We start from the raw sequence: 16,630 nt of genomic DNA on the forward strand, positions 1-16,630 counted from the left end.
TTATTCTTTTCAGCTGCGGGACATATCCATAAGACAGCCCCGCAGGTTATCAGTTACTGGGCATCGAGTTGCTTGCCACGGGTTTCCGGCAAACTCAGGGCCGCGAGGATCACCACGCCGTAGGAAACCGCCGCAAAGGCACCGATGCCCACACTCAGCGGTACTGTCTGGCTGAGCAGGCCGATCAGCAGCGGGAACAACGCCGCCAGTGCCCGGCCGATGTTGTAGCAAAAACCCTGGCCCGAACCGCGAATGCGCGTGGGGAACAACTCGGTCAGGAATGCGCCCATGCCACTGAAAATCCCCGAGGCAAAGAAGCCCAGCGGAAAGCCCAGCCATAGCATCACGCCGTTGCTGACCGGAAGTTGGGTGTACAGCAACACAATGGTGAACGAGCCGACGGCGAACAGAATGAAGTTCTTTTTACGTCCGAGGATGTCGGTCAAATAGGCGCTGATGACATAACCGACGTAGGACCCGATGATCACCATCGCCAGATAACCGCTGGTATTGAGTACGCTCAAACCCCGTTCGTTCTTCAGGAAGGTCGGCAACCAGGACGTGATCGCGTAGTAGCCACCCAGCGCGCCGGTGGTCAGCAACGAAGCGCGAATCGTGGTGAAGAGCATGCCGGGGGCGAAGATCTCGTAGAACTTCGACGGGTTGCTCGGCTCCTGTTTCGCCTTGGCTTCACGATAGATTTCCGGGTCCTTGACCAGACGGCGGACGAAGATCACGAAGATCGCCGGCACGATGCCAAGGATGAACAGCGCGCGCCAGGCGTCTTCCGGTGGCAATACCGAGAACAGCAGCGCATACAGAATCGCCGTCAGCCCCCAACCCAGCGCCCAGCCGGATTGCACCATGCCAACCGCCTTGCCACGGTCCTGGGCACGAATCACTTCGCCGATCAGCACCGCGCCGGCCGTCCACTCGCCGCCGAAACCGAAGCCCATCAGGGTCCGTGCAATCAGCAGTTGCTCGTAGCTCTGGGCAAAGCCGCAGAGGAAGGTGAAGAAGGCAAACCACAGCACGGTCAGTTGCAAGGTGCGCACACGACCGATGCGGTCGGAGAGAATCCCCGCCACCCAGCCACCGATGGCCGAAGCGATCAGCGTGCTGGTGTGAATCAGCCCGGCCTGGCCGGTGGTGATGCCCCACATGGCAATCAGGGTCGGCACCACGAAGCTGAGCATCTGGGTGTCCATGCCGTCCAGGCCATAACCGATCTTGCAGCTCCAGAAGGTGCGGCGTTCCTGCTGATTGATATTGCGATACCAGTCGAAAGGTCCCGGACGGGACGAGGCTTTCGCAATGAAGGGGGTGTCGGGCGCACTCATGGCAAATCTCCGCGCTGATTTTATTGGTATTGTTCTGAGCCCCGACGACGCCTATCGTGGGAACCGGATGCGTCGATTCTTGGATGCGCGCCCCTGCTGCGTCCAACTAATAAAAACCCGCCTTAGACATAAGAAATCTTTATCCCATGAACCTGAAGTTTCTCGAGACCTTTGTCTGGGTCGCCCGACTCAAGAGTTTCCGCCTGACCGCCGACAAGCTCTTCACCACTCAGGCCTCGATCTCCAGCCGCATCGCAGTGCTTGAAGGCGAGCTCGGGGTAAAGCTGTTTCTGCGGGATTCGCGCGGTGTGAGCCTGACGCCGGAAGGCCTGAAAGTGCTCGATTATGCCGAGCAGATGATGGACACCATGCAGGCACTCAAGCAGTCGATCGAGACCCGTTCGAGCAAGGCCGGACGGGTGCGCATCGGCGTGATGGACACGGTGATCCACACCTGGCTCAGCCCGTTGGTGGCGCAGATGACCGATCACTACCCGTTGGTGGAAATCGAGCTGGTGGCCGATACCTCGCTCAACCTCTGCGATCAGCTGCAAAAAGGCTTCCTCGATGTAATCCTGCAAACCGATCTATTGCGCCAGGAGAGCGTGCGCAGCCTGGAGCTGGCCAGCCACCCCATGGGCTGGATCGTCGCCAGTAACTCGATCTACAACCGCAATTACATGAACGTCGCCGAACTGGCGCGTGAGCGGATCATCACTTATTCGAAAAACTCCCATCCGCATCAGGAAGTGCTGGCGCTGATGCAGGCCAATGGTGTCATGACACCGCGACTGAACTGCGTGAATTCGGTGTCGGCCATCACCCGTTTGTTGCGCGACGGTTTCGGCGTCGGCGCTTTGCCGCCGGTACTGGTGGCCGAGGAACTGGAGCGGGGGGAATTGACCTTGCTGGCCATCGACCAACGCCCGCCCAACCTGCAAGTGGTGGTGTCATGGCGGGTCGGTGCAGAGCTGGTCGAAGAGATCGTGACGCTGTGTCAGCACGTGGTGGAGCACTATGCGCAGAGGGTGGGGGAGCACTACATGGTTTTGAGCAAACCCCTGGCCGGCCTCTGAAAAGGAGCTCCAAACGTCACAAGTAGTAATTGCTATCATTTGCATTAATATTTTGAAAATGTATTCTCTGCGCGCATTCAGCTAAATCACTGTCCAGAAGGAGTCGGACTCGATGCGCGCTTACACGCAAAAACAGCAGCAATTGCTCTCAAACTGGAGCGAAGCACTCGGCACTCCGGCCTTCCAGTCCCACCGCATCACCCTCGACCACTTGAGCAATGCCCTGGAGCCCGCCGCGCAGCGCAGCTTCCAACGCCTGATCCAGGCGCTGTTTCGAGAAGGTCTGATCAACCCCGATGCCTGCGATTACGACGATGACGGTCGTTGCTGGCTGCCGCTTGGCGACGGTGCGCAGCTTTGCTTCGATCACCTGTCGGGCGGAAGAATGAACAGCTGGGACGTTCGCGGCAGCATCGTCCTGCACACCCCCGACAGCCTGCCCCACAAGATCCAGTTGCCCAGCGAACTGCTCGCGCACCTCAGCACTCAGCTCAACCCGCCCGCCTCTGCGCAGGTACTGGAACGTCTGGCCCGCGAGCTGGACGATAGCTACAGCAACGACACCCTGTGCCTGGCGTTCCACCATGGATGGACCGAGCGCCTGAGAGAGCAGATCGACACCGAGCACAACGACAATCTGCTTGCCTGGCTCAAAGCCAGTCCCGACCATCAGAACCCGACGTCGTTGCTCGAACAGTGGGGCACGCTCGGCCACCCTTGGCACCCGAACTACAAGACCAAACTGGGCTTGAGCGCTGCGCAGGTCATCGCGTTCTCGCCGGAATTCGAAGCGAGTTTTCCGATTGTGCTGTGCGCCCTGCACCGTCAGTACGCACACGTCGAGTCACTGGCCGGCACCGCCGATTACTGGGACTGGTGGCAGGGCCACTTCCCGCAGGCCGCCGAGCATTTGCAGCGCCATTTGCAGCAACGGGGCCTGGAGGTAACGGACTACCTCCCGCTGCCGTCGCACCCATGGCAAGTCAATGAAGAACTGTCCAGTTCGTTCGCCGGCGAGATCGCCGACAACCTGCTGATCGTCACCGACATCGTTGCCTTCACCGGCCACCCGACCATGTCCTTCCGCACGGTCGTACCAGAGGCCAGCCGCGTTGCGCCGATGGTCAAACTGCCGGTGGCCTTGCGCCTGACCAGCGTGCAGCGCACCGTGTCACCGCGCTCGGCCCGGATGGGACCGCGCATCAGCCAACTGATACTGCAGATTCTCGATCATGAACCGCGGATTCAGCGCCTGCTGAACATCGTGCCGGAGCGCATCGGCGTTCATTACGCGCCACAACCGGCCAATGACGAACGGTCCCGGCATGCCGCCGTGTTGTACCGGGACAACCCTCTGACCCTGCTGCAAGAAGGCGAGCTGGCCGTGCCGGTCGGCAGCCTGTTCGCCGTCAACGAATTCGAACAACCGTTGCTGCGCCACTGGGTGCAACTGGCTCAGGGTCGTGACGACAGCGAAGCCATGCTGGCGTTCTTCGATGATTACCTGTCGATTGCCGTCCCGAGCCTGCTGGGCATCTACCTGAAGTACGGCGTAGCCTTCGAAGCGCACCAGCAAAACAGCTTCATGGTGATGGGCGCTGACGGGCAATTGAATCGGCTGCTGCTGCGTGACTTCGGCGACATTCGCATCGATCGCAAAACCCTGCACGCCAAGGGTCTGGATATCCAGCTGCACGATCCGAAAATGACCCTGTACGACGACGCCGGTTTTGTCCGCGACAAGCTCCTGCACACCACGTTCATGTGCCACCTCGGCGAGTTGACGTTGCTCTGCGCCCGCCACTGGAATGTGCCGGAAAACAGCCTTTGGGATCGCCTGGCCACGCACGTTGAACAGTGCTTCGAGAACGTGCGCGAACACGTCGAACCGGCACGCTGGGAAAGCGAGCGTCACGCCCTGCTGGAACAGGACTGGCCGGCCAAATCGTTCATGCGCATGCGCTTGCACGACAGCCACGCCGACATCGTCGGACGCCTGAGTAATCCGCTGCGAACCAATGCCCATGCTCGCTGATGGTCGTGCGTTGCGACTGCTGATCGTCATCCAGTTTGTCTCCATGGGCGCCATGGAAATGAGCGGCCCGTTCTGGCCCTTGCAGATCCAGCATCTGCTTGGGCCAGCGGGTGCCGGCTACACGGCGCTGCTATCGGCGCTGGTGTATGCCGGTCCGATGCTGGCGGCCATGCTGCTGACGCCCGCATGGGGACGGTTGGGTGATCGCACCGGGCACAAGCCGATGATCGTTCGGGCGTTGCTGGCACTTGCACTATGCCAGGGGCTGGCGGCGATTACCCTCGACCCGTGGCTGCTGGTGGGCATTCGCGTGATGCAAGGCGCATTGGCCGGATTTCTCGCCGCCGCGCAAGCCTATGCCCTGGCCTGCTGCGACAGTTCCCGGCGCGGTCACACCCTGGCCCGCCTGCAATCGGCAACCGCCGTCGGCTCGCTGATCGGCCCGGTACTGGGCGGCTGGCTGATGGACATCTCGGGGTTTGCCCTGCTCTGTTATGGCGCGTCGGCGATTTGCCTGCTGTGTGCACTGGGGAGTTTTTTCCTGCCGGCCGACAAGGCGCGAGCCTCGACGAAGAAACCGGTTGCGCCTGTGGCCCTGCCAAAAAGCTGGCTCAGTGGAATCCTGTTGGTGATCGTGTTGATTCAAGCCGCGAAGATGATGCCGCAACCCTTCTACGCGCTGTACGTCGCCGAAATTCTACGCGCGCCGGGCTGGCTGATCGGCGCTACTTACGCGGCGAGCGCCGCGACCCTGGCCATCTCCGCCCCGCTGTGGGGGCGTCTGTTCGACCGCTGGCAGCCGGCTTACACCTTGCGTGTCATCGAAGGCGTTGCCTGGCTCTGCGCCCTGACGCTCGCGGCCACGGCACTGGCCAGCGAATGGCTGGGTTTTCTCGTCAGCCGGTTGGTCTGGGGCATCTGGCAAGGCGCACTGCTCCCCGTCGCCTATGCGCTGATCGCCAACACCGTGTCTTCAAGCCAGCAGGGGTTTGCCCTCGGCCTGGGCAACAGCGCGGCCAAGGCTGGCGCCCTGCTCGGTGCCGTCCTCGGCGGGATCGGCATGGGGCTGGTCGGCCTGGCCCACAGTTTCTGGCTGGTGGCGCTGACCTACGCACTGGCTGCCATCGGAATCCGTTGGGTGCGCTCATTCACCTCCACGCCTGCCCCCGCAATTTTATCCACCCACACTTATCACGACTAAAAAAAAGACTAACTCATGACCCGAACCAAACTTTCCCTGTTGATTCCATTGCTCGGCTCCGTCGGCGCCCAGGCCTGGGCCGAGGACACCGAGCAGCAACCCGGCACATTGAACATGCAGGCCACCGTCGTTTCCGCGACGCGCAGCGAAGCGACCATTGCCTCGATTCCAGGCTCGGTACAGGTGATCGACGAACAGCAGATCCGCCAACAGAGTGGCGCCGGGCGTCGGGTCTCCGACATCCTGGGGCAACTGGTTCCCGGCCTGGCGCCGTCCAGCGGCGGGATGAGCAACTTCGGTCAGACCCTGCGCGGGCGCAACATGCTGGTGTTGATCGACGGCGTGTCGCAGAACGCCACGCGTGACAACTTCCGCCAGCTCAACAGCATCGCACCGGCCAGTATCGAACGCATCGAGGTGGTTTCCGGCGCCAGCAGCATTTATGGAGCCGGCGCTTCGGGCGGCATCATCAACATCATCACCAAGCGCAACCAGGGTCAGGACCTTGCCTACAGCAGTAAACTGGGCCTGACCACCGGCAACAACCTCAACAGCAAGGGTTTTGCCTACGAGGCCTTTCAGAGTGTGACCGGGCGCAAGGATGCCCTGGACTGGTACCTGTCCGCCGACCTGACCCAGCGCAACGATCAGTACGACGGCAACGGCAATCGCATCCCTCAGGACACATCCCAGGGCAGCAACATGGACACCGACACCTATGACCTGCAAGGTCGTTTCGGTTACGAACTGGATGCCGATAAGAAACTCAGCCTGTCGCTGCAGGACTACAAGGACCAGCAGGACACCGACTACACAAAAGACCCGAAAAACCTGCAAGAGGCCGTGGCGGTCAAAGGACTGAAACTCGACGACCAGCCCTACACCCATAACCAGGCGGCCAACCTCAACTACACCGACAACGACTTCTACGGCCAGGGCCTGCAACTGGAAAGTTACTGGCGCCGGGCCGACGCGCTGTTCTTCCCGGACCTGTCGCGGGGCAAGGCCGGGATCGCCGACAACAACAGCGTGCAGGATGTGTACGGCCTGCGTGCCGCCATCGACACGCCGTTGCCGGCCATCGGCAACGCCACGGGTAACCTGGTCTGGGGCGCCGACTACGATCACGAACGCTCCCGCCAGCGCGGTGACCAATACACCCTCAAAGGGCTGACCTACACCAAGACCGGCACCACATACGAGATGGGCCCGGATATCGAAACCACCACCAAGGCGCTGTTCGGGCAGATGTCCTGGGACATCGGTGACTGGACCTTGCGTGGCGGTGTGCGCCGCGAATGGATCGAAAGCGAGGTCTCCGACAGCATCGCCTATGGTCAGATCGTCCAGACCGGCGTACGTGCCATCCTGCCCGGCGACACCCTCAAATACGACGCCACGCTCTATAACCTGGGCGCGGTCTATCACCTGAGCGAACATCAGGACGTCTTCGCCAATTACAGCCAGGGGTTTTCGCTGCCGGACATCCAGCGCTTCTTGCGTGACGTGAGCAGCACCTTCGACATCCAGAGCCTCAACGCCCAGGCCCTCAAGGTCGACAGCTACGAGTTGGGCTGGCGCGGTGACTGGGACCGGTGGCAAGCCGACGTCACCGTCTATGAAAACACCTCGGACGTGACCCAGTTCTACGATGCCAATAGCCGTGTCTTGCGCCTGATCAATCAGAAGGAACGGGTTCGCGGCATCGAAAACAGCCTGACCTACCGCGCGACCGATCAATGGTCGGTAGGTGGCACCTATGCCTGGGCCAAAGGCGAAACCCAGCAGAACGGGAAATGGATCGATCTGCCGGCGACACGCATTTCACCGGCCAAGACCACGCTGTTCGTCGGCTACACCGAAGACGATTACTCCCTGCGCCTGCAAGGCATGCACCTGGCCAGTTACGACGCCGCCGCCAAGGACAACAACGGGCGCGACATCGAAGGCTATACTCTGGTGGACCTGCTCGGCTCCGTGGACTTGCCGGTCGGTCGCCTGGAAGGCGGGGTGTACAACCTGACCGACCGCACATACGTCAACCTGTTCGCCCAGGCCAACGCCAGAGCGCCATACCCCAACGCCGAAGGGCGTACCTTGAGCATGACCTATTCGATAGATTGGTAATCAAACAAGGAGCCGGCTTGCCGGCTCCTTGACGTTCGACGGTGTTACAAGCCGCGCAAATCCCGCTCTTCGATCGGTCGGCTCTGGCGCAGACGCTTGCCGCCCAACACCACCCAGTCAATCAGCCGGAACAGGCACTCGATCCCGAACGACAGCAGCAACGCGCCGCTCATGCCCCAGACCATTGCTTCGGGCGTCAACAGGATCTGGTAGCTGTAGCCATTCCAGGTTTCCTTGCGGATATCCGGATCGGCGGCCAGCACCACTTGCAGGAAGCGGATGTACCACGGGCCCTGCATCGCCTGGAATTGCTTGTCCAGCGCCACCTGACGGGTCAGCAGGTTGCCCAGGCTGTCGGCATCGCTGCGAAAGATCGGGTCTTCGCTGGCGCGGTAATGCGCGACCAGAGCCTGCATATCCCCCTTGAAGAACTGATTGGCGGTGTTCTGGAAGCCACTCAGACTGGCCTGCGCCTCGATCAGATGCGCCTCGACCCGCTTGGCGTAATCGCTGATGAACCCCGGCACCTGGACACCGATCAACAGGCCCGCCGCAAACAACACCAGCCGTAGATAACTGAGCAACATGGGGGTTGAATCCTTATGAGGTCTGGCCCTGGCTGACGCATTCGCCGCGTCGCCACAGGCTCCATTGACCCGGTTCGTAACGGGTCCAGGTTTCGTTTTCGGTCAAGGGTTCGGTGGCGATGACGGTCACCACATCGTTCGGCGTGGTTTCGGCCTGAAAGTCGACGATTACGTCGACATCTTTCAAGCGCGCCGGGCCAAACGGTGCGCGCCGGGTGATTTGCGCCAGTTTGGTCGAGCAATAGCAGAACAGCCAGTCGCCGTCGCTGAGCAGGCAGTTGAATACGCCTTTGCTGCGGTATTCGGCGCAAGCGGCCACCAGATCCGGCAGCAATGCTTCGACCTCGACCGGCTCGGGGAACGCCGCGCGCACACGGTTGAGCAAATCGCAGAACGCCGCTTCGCTGTCGGTATCGCCGACCGGGCGATAGAAACTGGCCGCTGGCTGAAAGTCCGCCAACTGGCCATTATGGGCGAAACACCAGTTGCGCCCCCACAGCTCACGAACGAATGGATGCGTGTTGGACAGGCAGACCTTGCCGACGTTGGCCTGACGGATGTGCCCGATCACCACTTCGCTCTTGATCGGATAACGCTGCACCAGGTTCGCGACTTCCGACTCGCAGCTCGCCGCCGGGTCCTGGAACAGCCGCAGCCCACGGCCTTCATAGAAGGCAATGCCCCACCCATCGCGGTGCGGGCCGGTGCGCCCGCCGCGCTGCATCAGCCCGGTGAAGCTGAACACGATATCGGTCGGGACATTGGCGCTCATGCCCAATAACTCACACATGCTCGGACTCTCGCTCAATCGCAGGGGCACGGTTACAGACGGGGTTCGACTCGCATCCGCTGAGGGCTGCTCGGCACCGGTGGACGACCATAACGATCATCGCCAGCACCGCCGAACGGTTGATCACCCTCAGACTCGTCGGCGCGAACGGCGGCTTTGGCGGCGGCAGCCTGTTCCTTGCGGGCGTTGGAGGCGCGTTCGATAGGGAAGCGGATAGCCACCAGCACCAGATAGAGGCCGAACGCGATCATGCCGTACATGAACAGATCGGAAATCGCCCGCCAGGCGTTGTTGCCGACCTTGAACAGCAGGTCGAGGGCGGTAATGGCGACAGCCGGTGCGACTTTGTCCTTCACCGGGTCGATGATGGTCGGGCTGAACAGCAACACGGCCATCGCCAGCCGCAGCGGCTCGCGCAGCCAACGCCACATCCAGCGGGTCAAGCGCATCCACACCAACAGGCAGCCCAAAGCGGCGAAGGCGTAGAGGCCCCAAGCGATCAGATAGTCGTTCTCGGTCATGGTGTCCATGGCAAGGCAGGCAAAGAGGCGCTTATGATAACGGCTTTTCGCCCGTCAGGCTGCATCAATGCCTTCGGTCAAAACACATAACCCTGTGGGAGCGAGCTTGCTCGCGATGACGGACTGACAGTCAATATTAATATTGGATGTACTGGCCTCATCGCGAGCAGGCTCGCTCCCACAGGTTCCAAACCTGTTTCGTACACTGTTCGAGAGCCCTTCATGCCCCTATCCGCCAACATTCAAGACGCTCCGATTGCCCACATGGCTGATGGCTCCGATCCGTATGCCTGGCTGCAAGAACGCGACACCAAGGCAGTGCTTGACTACCTGAAGGCTGAAAACAGCTATCAGGAAGCGCAAACCGCCGACCAGGCCGAGCTGCGTGAAACCCTGTTCGAAGAGATCAAGGGGCGGATTCTCGAGACCGATCTGTCCCTGCCCTCGCCGTGGGGACCCTATCTGTATTACACCCGCACCACGGCGGGCGATGAGTACGCTCGGCACTACCGCTGCCCGCGTCCAGCCGATGACAGCCTGACCCTCGACGAAAGCCGCGAACAGTTGCTGCTGGACCCCAACGAACTGGCCGACGGCGGCTTCTTTTCGCTCGGAGCGTTCAGCATCAGCCCGGACCATCAGCGCCTGGCCTACAGCATCGATTCCAGTGGCGATGAGATTTACACGCTGTTCGTGAAGGAATTGTCCGACGGACGTGTCAGCGAACTGGAATTCCAGGACTGCGACGGCAGCATGACCTGGGCCAACGACAGCCTGACGTTGTTCTTTGGCGAACTGGACGACACCCATCGCCCCCACAAGCTATACCGCTATCGCCTGGACGGCACGGCGGCCGAAGAAGTGTTCCATGAGCCGGACGGGCGCTTCTTCATGCATTGCTACCGTTCAAGCTCCGAACAGCAATTGCTGCTGTCCGTGGGCAGCAAGACTACCAGCGAAGCCTGGGTCCTCGATGCCAACCAGCCGCAGCAAGCCTTTATCTGCATCGCGCCACGTGTCGAGGATCATGAGTACGACGTCGATCACGGTGTGCTCGACGGTCAATGGACCTGGTTCATTCGTAGCAACCGTGACGGTATCAATTTCGCCTTGTACACCGCCGTCGATACCGGCGCCGCTCCCACCGAAGCCGACTGGCGGAACCTGATCCCCCACAGCGACACGGTGATGATCGACGGCATCAGCCTGAACACCGGGGCCATGACCCTGAGCCTGCGGGTTGGCGGCTTGCCGGTCATTGAAGTTCACCCGCAAGGCCTGGCGCCTTATCGCGTGCAACTGCCGGATGCGGCCTACAGTCTGCACGTGCAAAACAGCCTGGAGTTCGAAAGCGAGCGGATTCGCCTGCGCTACGAAGCGTTGAACCGTCCGGCGCAAATCCGCCAGCTTGAACTGGCGACCGGCGAGCAGAAAGTCCTTAAGCAAACCCCGGTGCTCGGCCCCTTCGATGCCGACGCCTATGTCAGCCAACGCCTGTGGGCCACCGCGCCGGACGGCACGCAAGTGCCCATCAGCCTGGTAATCAAACGTGCAGACTTGGGCAAACCCGTACCGCTGTACCTCTACGGCTATGGTGCCTATGGCGAAAGCCTCGACCCGTGGTTTTCCCATGCGCGCCTGAGCCTGCTGGATCGCGGTATGGCGTTTGCCATTGCCCACGTGCGTGGCGGTGGCGAACTGGGGGAAGCCTGGTATCGCGCCGGCAAGCAGGAGCACAAGCACAACACTTTCAGCGACTTTATCGCCTGCGCCGAACACCTGATCGCCCAAGGCTTCACCACTGCACCACAGTTGGCGATCAGTGGCGGCAGCGCCGGCGGCTTGCTGATCGGCGCGGTGCTCAACCAACGGCCGCAGCTGTTTGGCGCCGCCATCGCAGAAGTGCCGTTCGTCGACGTGCTCAACACTATGCTCGACCCTGACCTGCCATTGACCGTGACGGAATACGACGAGTGGGGCAACCCTGAAGAACCGGACGTCCATGATCGGATCAAGGCCTACGCCCCGTACGAAAACGTCACCGCGCAAGCTTATCCGGCGACCCTGGTGATCGCCGGCTACAACGACAGCCGCGTGCAGTATTGGGAAGCGGCGAAGTGGGTGGCTAAATTGCGCGCGACCAAGACCGACAGCCATCCCCTGCTGCTCAAGACTGAACTGGGTGCCGGGCATGGCGGGATGAGCGGTCGATATCAGGGATTGCGTGACGTAGCACTCGAATATGCATTTTTGTTCAAGGTTCTGGGTATTGCCTGAGGAACCTGGCGCGGTGTGCCGCTCTTAACTCCACGCACCGGCGGCCGATACAACCCGTATCCCTTGTAGGAGCGAGCCTGCTCGCGATAGCGGTGGCGCATTCAACATCAATATTGAATGTGCCGGCCTCATCGCGAGCAGGCTCGCTCCTACAAAGGCCATTCAATACCCGGAACAACAGACACTACAAAAAGACCGTGACGACATGTCTGAACCAACCTTTCTGAACAACGAAATTCGCGACTGGCTGATGGATTGCGGCCTGTTCAATCAACTGCTGCCGGCAGACTTCGCCACGGCTTCGGGGTACTTCAGTATCAGCACCATTGCCCAGGGCGAGGAGATCTTCCACGAGGGCGATGCGGGCAGCTTCATGTGCATCATCCACACCGGTCAGGTGGCAGTGCAGAAAACCAACGCTGACGGGCAGCGAGTCACCATCGCCACGTTGCGCAGCGGCCGCTCGTTCGGCGAAATGGCCGTGCTTGATGGCGAACGGCGCTCAGCCAGTTGCCTGGCTGCAAGCAACTGCCAGTTGCTCAACCTGGGCAAGGACTCGCTGGAAAAGATGCTCAACGACGCACCGAAGATCGCCGCCAAGATCATCCGCGCCCTCGCCGTGTCCCTTTCCAAACGCCTGCGCATGGCCGACGGCCAACTGCTTTCGCAGCAGGTCTAGCCGCCCGGCGACTTGACTTTCGGCGGATTGGGCTCAATCCCCGGCACGGGCTGGTCCTTGGTCGGCGGGCTCGGCATTTCAATTGGCACCAACGGCGGACCGCTACTGCCGGGGCCGACTTTAGGCAAAGGTGCCGGGCTGATCTGCGGGTACGGGGTGGGCGTCGCAGTGCCGGGTGAACCGGGCATCGGCGCGGGGCTGACGGGAATCGATTGCAGCTGTTGAGCCTGCACTGCAGTTATCGAGAGCGCGGCCAGGGCAATGACCGTTAGAATGGTGCGCTTCATCAATGGCTCCGTTGGCCTTGTCGTCATAAACAGGCTACTCCCAACTGCGTCTGTTTGCCCTCCCGAGTTCTGCCAATTTTCTTCAAGTGAGCCCCATGAAACGTTTCGTTCTGCTGGACACCACCCCCATCCCTGAAAACGGCGGCGCCCTGTGCCTGTTCGAATACGGCGAGGATTTTGTCATCAAGATCCAGGGCGGCGACGGCGGACAATTGATGAACACGCGCATGCACGGCTCCGAAGATGCCCTGGCCGAGATCCCGTGTCGCAAGGTCGCCGGTCGACCGAATTCACGGGTGCTCATCGGCGGCCTGGGCATGGGGTTCACCCTCGCCTCGGCACTCAAGCACCTGGGCAAGACCGCCGAAGTGGTGGTCGCTGAATTGGTGCCTGGTGTTGTGGAATGGAATCGCGGGCCACTCGGCGAGAAAGCCGGAAACCCGCTTCAAGACCCGCGGACCGTGATTCGCATGGAAGACGTGGCCAAAGTCCTGCAGGCCGAGCCCCAGGGTTTCGATGCGATCATGCTCGACGTCGACAACGGTCCCGAAGGCCTGACCCAGAAAGCCAACAGCTGGCTGTACTCCGCCGGCGGCCTGAGCGCCTGCGCCAAGGCCCTGAGACCAAAAGGCGTGCTGGCCGTCTGGTCGGCCAGTGCTGACCGGCAATTTTCCGACAAACTGAAGAAGGCGGGTTTCAAGGCCGAGGAAGTGCAGGTCTTCGCCCACGGCAACAAGGGCACCCGCCACACCATCTGGATTGCCGAGAAGCTCAAGGGCTAGGCTAAACTTCACCCTATAACCGTCATTAGTCTTTCTACAAAGGTGAACCCATGAGTTCGTCCACCCCGACCAACACTTCAAAGCTGGATCGCATCCTCGCCGACAACCAGCGCGACAAGGAAATGGGCTACCGCGACAAGGCCCTGAAGATGTACCCGCACGTCTGTGGCCGCTGCGCCCGTGAGTTCTCCGGCAAGCGTCTGAGCGAACTGACCGTGCACCACCGCGACCACAACCACGACAACAACCCGCAGGACGGCTCGAACTGGGAGCTGTTGTGCCTGTACTGCCACGATAACGAGCACTCGCGTTATACCGACCAGCAGTATTTCGGCGAAGGCTCGCTGAGCACGCCGAAAATCGCCAAGGCCACGCACAACCCGTTTGCGGCGCTCGCCGGGTTGATGAAGAAAGAAGACTGAAGATTTTCAGGGCTTGATCTGACCTCATCGTCGGAACGCCGCCCGGAGCAAGCTCGCTCCCACATTGTTCTGCGCCCGTCAGGACACCTCGGTCAACTGTGGGAGCGAGCTTGCTCGCGATAGCAATAGCCCTGCCACCGCCAATCTCCAAACTGACCGCTGCCGCCCAATCCCCGTATAATCGCGCTTTTTTCCCGAAAGGCACCCCGCTCGTGGCAGACAAACGGTACAGCTGCATTGGTTTGTATAACCCCAAGTCACCGGAGAACGTCGGTTCGGTGATGCGCGCCGCCGGCTGTTACGGCGTGGCGTCGGTGTTCTACACCGGCAAGCGCTATGAGCGCGCCGCCGACTTCGTCACCGATACCAAGCGCGTGCACTACGACATTCCGCTGATCGGCATCGACGACCTGAAGAAAATCCTGCCCCTCAATTGTGTGCCCGTCGCCGTGGAACTGGTCGAGGGCGCCCGCCCGTTGCCGGAATATACCCACCCCGATCGCGCGCTCTACATCTTCGGCCCGGAAGACGGATCGCTGGATAAAGAGATTCGCGACTGGTGCGAAGACGTGGTCTACATTCCGACCACCGGCTGCATGAACCTGGCCGCCACGGTCAACGTCGTGCTCTATGACCGCCTGTCCAAGGGGCTCAATACCCGTTCCGGGCCAAAATTCCGCTAATCGCCGCACATCCGATTGAACAAGCTGCCCGCCCTGGCAGTCAGCTTGACTATCGATCCCTGAAGCCTGGAGACAGACCATGAGCGAACTCAAACGCGTCGAGCGTATCGAATCCACCCCATTCCAGAGCCCTTCCGAGCAGAACGTGCAGGGCTGGGAGCGCGTCGGCTCCCTGGCCGGCGGCGTGGTGATGGTGGGCAAGGGCCTGCGTCGTGGCGGGATCTTTGGCCTGATCCAGGTGGCCATCGGCGGCGTGGCCCTGGCCCGTGGTATTACCGGCCACAGCTCGGCGAAAAGCCTGCTGGAGAAAGGCCGTCAGGACATGAACAACGTGCGGGCGAAAATCCAGCGGGCGGGTGAAGAACTGAGCCAGTTGAAGGCCAATGCCGAGGCGGCGACCAAAACCGCGACCGTTACCGGGAATGATTCCTTGAAGTCGCCGAAGGCCGGGGCTTGATCCTGGATTTGCGCTGAAGCAACTGGCCTCATCGCGAGCAAGCTCGCTCCCACAGGGGATTTGTGTACGACGCAGACCAAATGTGGGAGCGAGCCTGCTCGCGATGGCGGTGCTACTGAATCAACTCGGTATTCAGCACTTTTGAAGAACCACCGATCACGCTCTCGCTGAGCTGAACAACCGCTTTGGTGTCGATATCCCCCAGCCGTATCGCCCCGCGCAGCACGTCGTCCAGCGAACGCTTGTTGTGGGTTTTCAGGCGAATCTCGCGATCCAGTTCCTGCAGCAACACCACCGCCCTGGCCACCTGCGCCGGGCTGACCTGCTCACCGCGCAGCGTGGTGACTTTCTGGCTGCTCCTGACCAGTTTGCCGTGCAGGTTCTCGTAGCGTTCATCGCTCATGCCGCCGGCCCGGCGCACCAGTTCGATGGCGTAATACTCGGTAAAGCCTTCGCGGATCCAGTCACTGCGTTGGGTGCCGTTGATCCGCCCGAACATCTGGGCCAACTCACGGACCAGGGCACTGGTACCGCTTTCGCTGACCAACGGCAGGCGACTGTTGAGGTAGATCGACTCGTGCGCCGACTGGCTGCCGCGCCACATGGGGTCATTGGCCCCGACGATCAGCAGTTTGCCCGGGTGTCGCGGATACAGCGCCTGCACTTGCGGCCAGACGAAGGTCAGCAGCGTCAGCACATCCATACGTCGCATGCCCTGCCCCAGCGGCGAAGCAACGGTGACTTCGGTCTCGCCCAGACGAGTACGGCGACTGCCGAGCTGGCCAGCGAGCATCCAGCCCGTGGGCCGGTCGAACAGTCGGGAAGGGTTATCGATACGGAATTTGTTCGGGCCGATTCGTGGCCACGCGGTTTCAACGCTTTTCCAGCCACCGGGCAGCTCGAATTCGAGGCGTGCAACCAGTTCGATGCCGTCCTGTTGATCGAGCCTGGCAGCCGGCACCAGATCGTCGCCGCGCATCAACGCCCAGTTTGGCGTCATGCGCGTGTCGAAGCCGCCGTTCTTGCGGCCGTGGTTGATGTTCACGCGGTAGGTCAGGCTGGCTTTGTCGGCGGTCGGATGCCAGACACCGCGCACCGCTTTGCCCGGGGTCAGTTGCCATTGGCCGTCAGCCTTGAAATCACTGTAGTGGCTACCGTCGCCAAGGTCGAAATCCAGGCTGCGCACCGCCGAACCCCGGGCGAGCGTCAGGCGCACCTCGGCCTGATCGCTCTGGGGCAACAGCCGCACGTGATAATCCAGATTGACCTTGTTCGCAGCCCATGCGGGCGAACTCACGACCAGTAATCCCACGACACATGCCTGCCGCCACCCCACAGCCATACACACTCCTTCGCGAAACGTCAG

At 61.2% G+C, this 16,630-nt stretch carries 16 protein-coding genes; 10 read left to right on the forward strand and 6 right to left on the reverse strand.

What is annotated here, in order from left to right; translation table 11 throughout:
• Positions 1-53 precede the first annotated feature (53 nt).
• Positions 54-1,340: an MFS transporter gene (locus tag BSF44_RS22420; protein WP_095945357.1), complete on the reverse strand. Its 1,287-nt coding sequence runs from the start codon at positions 1,338-1,340 to the stop codon at positions 54-56.
• 146 nt (positions 1,341-1,486) lie between these two features.
• Between BSF44_RS22420 and BSF44_RS22425 the strand changes: the two genes are divergently transcribed.
• The 4 genes from BSF44_RS22425 to BSF44_RS22440 all read left to right on the forward strand — a co-directional run bounded on the left by BSF44_RS22425 (position 1,487) and on the right by BSF44_RS22440 (position 7,779).
• Positions 1,487-2,416 (forward strand): LysR family transcriptional regulator, encoded by a 930-nt coding sequence (locus tag BSF44_RS22425; protein ID WP_095945358.1) that lies wholly within the window; start codon positions 1,487-1,489, stop codon positions 2,414-2,416.
• A gap of 112 nt (positions 2,417-2,528) precedes the next feature.
• Positions 2,529-4,451, forward strand: coding sequence for an IucA/IucC family siderophore biosynthesis protein (locus BSF44_RS22430; RefSeq protein ID WP_095945359.1), 1,923 nt, complete (start codon positions 2,529-2,531; stop codon positions 4,449-4,451).
• On the forward strand, positions 4,441-5,652 hold the full coding sequence (locus BSF44_RS22435; RefSeq protein WP_095945360.1) for an MFS transporter: 1,212 nt from the start codon (positions 4,441-4,443) through the stop codon (positions 5,650-5,652). The genes BSF44_RS22430 and BSF44_RS22435 overlap by 11 nt, the downstream gene beginning before the upstream one ends.
• Before the next feature lie 15 nt (positions 5,653-5,667).
• On the forward strand, positions 5,668-7,779 hold the full coding sequence (locus BSF44_RS22440; protein ID WP_095945361.1) for a TonB-dependent receptor: 2,112 nt from the start codon (positions 5,668-5,670) through the stop codon (positions 7,777-7,779).
• A 44-nt stretch (positions 7,780-7,823) separates the two neighbouring features.
• On the opposite strand, the gene BSF44_RS22445 is transcribed toward BSF44_RS22440, so the two are convergent.
• The 3 genes from BSF44_RS22445 to BSF44_RS22455 are packed head-to-tail and all read right to left on the reverse strand — an operon-like array spanning position 7,824 to position 9,686.
• Complete coding sequence (locus BSF44_RS22445) at positions 7,824-8,366, reverse strand: DUF2937 family protein (protein ID WP_095945362.1); 543 nt, start codon at positions 8,364-8,366, stop codon at positions 7,824-7,826.
• Positions 8,367-8,379: 13 nt separating this feature from the next.
• Positions 8,380-9,156, reverse strand: a complete 777-nt coding sequence (locus BSF44_RS22450) for a class II glutamine amidotransferase (protein ID WP_095945363.1) — start codon at positions 9,154-9,156, stop codon at positions 8,380-8,382.
• 32 nt (positions 9,157-9,188) lie between these two features.
• Positions 9,189-9,686 carry an MFS transporter gene (locus BSF44_RS22455; RefSeq protein WP_095945364.1) on the reverse strand — a complete coding sequence of 166 codons (498 nt, stop codon included), beginning with the start codon at positions 9,684-9,686 and terminating at the stop codon, positions 9,189-9,191.
• A gap of 213 nt (positions 9,687-9,899) precedes the next feature.
• Here BSF44_RS22455 and BSF44_RS22460 point away from each other — a divergent pair, with 213 nt between their 5' ends.
• The gene (locus BSF44_RS22460; protein ID WP_095945365.1) at positions 9,900-11,954 is read left to right on the forward strand and encodes a S9 family peptidase; all 2,055 of its coding nucleotides are present in this window, start codon (positions 9,900-9,902) and stop codon (positions 11,952-11,954) included.
• Positions 11,955-12,159: 205 nt separating this feature from the next.
• Positions 12,160-12,633, forward strand: coding sequence for a cyclic nucleotide-binding domain-containing protein (locus BSF44_RS22465; protein WP_095945366.1), 474 nt, complete (start codon positions 12,160-12,162; stop codon positions 12,631-12,633).
• Here BSF44_RS22465 and BSF44_RS22470 read toward each other — a convergent pair.
• Positions 12,630-12,920, reverse strand: coding sequence for a hypothetical protein (locus BSF44_RS22470; RefSeq protein WP_008049201.1), 291 nt, complete (start codon positions 12,918-12,920; stop codon positions 12,630-12,632). The two genes, BSF44_RS22465 and BSF44_RS22470, sit on opposite strands and share 4 nt — an antisense overlap.
• A gap of 95 nt (positions 12,921-13,015) precedes the next feature.
• On the opposite strand from BSF44_RS22470, the gene BSF44_RS22475 reads away from it, so the two are divergent.
• The 4 genes from BSF44_RS22475 to BSF44_RS22490 all read left to right on the forward strand — a co-directional run bounded on the left by BSF44_RS22475 (position 13,016) and on the right by BSF44_RS22490 (position 15,264).
• Positions 13,016-13,702, forward strand: a complete 687-nt coding sequence (locus BSF44_RS22475; protein WP_046043858.1) for a spermidine synthase — start codon at positions 13,016-13,018, stop codon at positions 13,700-13,702.
• Positions 13,703-13,752: 50 nt separating this feature from the next.
• A complete protein-coding gene (locus BSF44_RS22480; protein WP_007944009.1) occupies positions 13,753-14,124 on the forward strand; it encodes a YajD family HNH nuclease in 372 nt (123 codons plus the stop codon).
• Positions 14,125-14,336: 212 nt separating this feature from the next.
• Positions 14,337-14,807: an RNA methyltransferase gene (locus BSF44_RS22485; protein ID WP_046043857.1), complete on the forward strand. Its 471-nt coding sequence runs from the start codon at positions 14,337-14,339 to the stop codon at positions 14,805-14,807.
• Between the two features lie 79 nt (positions 14,808-14,886).
• Complete coding sequence (locus BSF44_RS22490) at positions 14,887-15,264, forward strand: DUF2892 domain-containing protein (protein WP_095945367.1); 378 nt, start codon at positions 14,887-14,889, stop codon at positions 15,262-15,264.
• A gap of 112 nt (positions 15,265-15,376) precedes the next feature.
• On the opposite strand, the gene BSF44_RS22495 is transcribed toward BSF44_RS22490, so the two are convergent.
• Positions 15,377-16,606 (reverse strand): hypothetical protein, encoded by a 1,230-nt coding sequence (locus BSF44_RS22495; RefSeq protein ID WP_095945368.1) that lies wholly within the window; start codon positions 16,604-16,606, stop codon positions 15,377-15,379.
• Between the last annotated feature and the right edge of the window lie 24 nt (positions 16,607-16,630).

Origin of the sequence: Pseudomonas sp. ACN8 (assembly GCF_002303925.1) — a bacterium.
Classification (GTDB): domain Bacteria; phylum Pseudomonadota; class Gammaproteobacteria; order Pseudomonadales; family Pseudomonadaceae; genus Aquipseudomonas.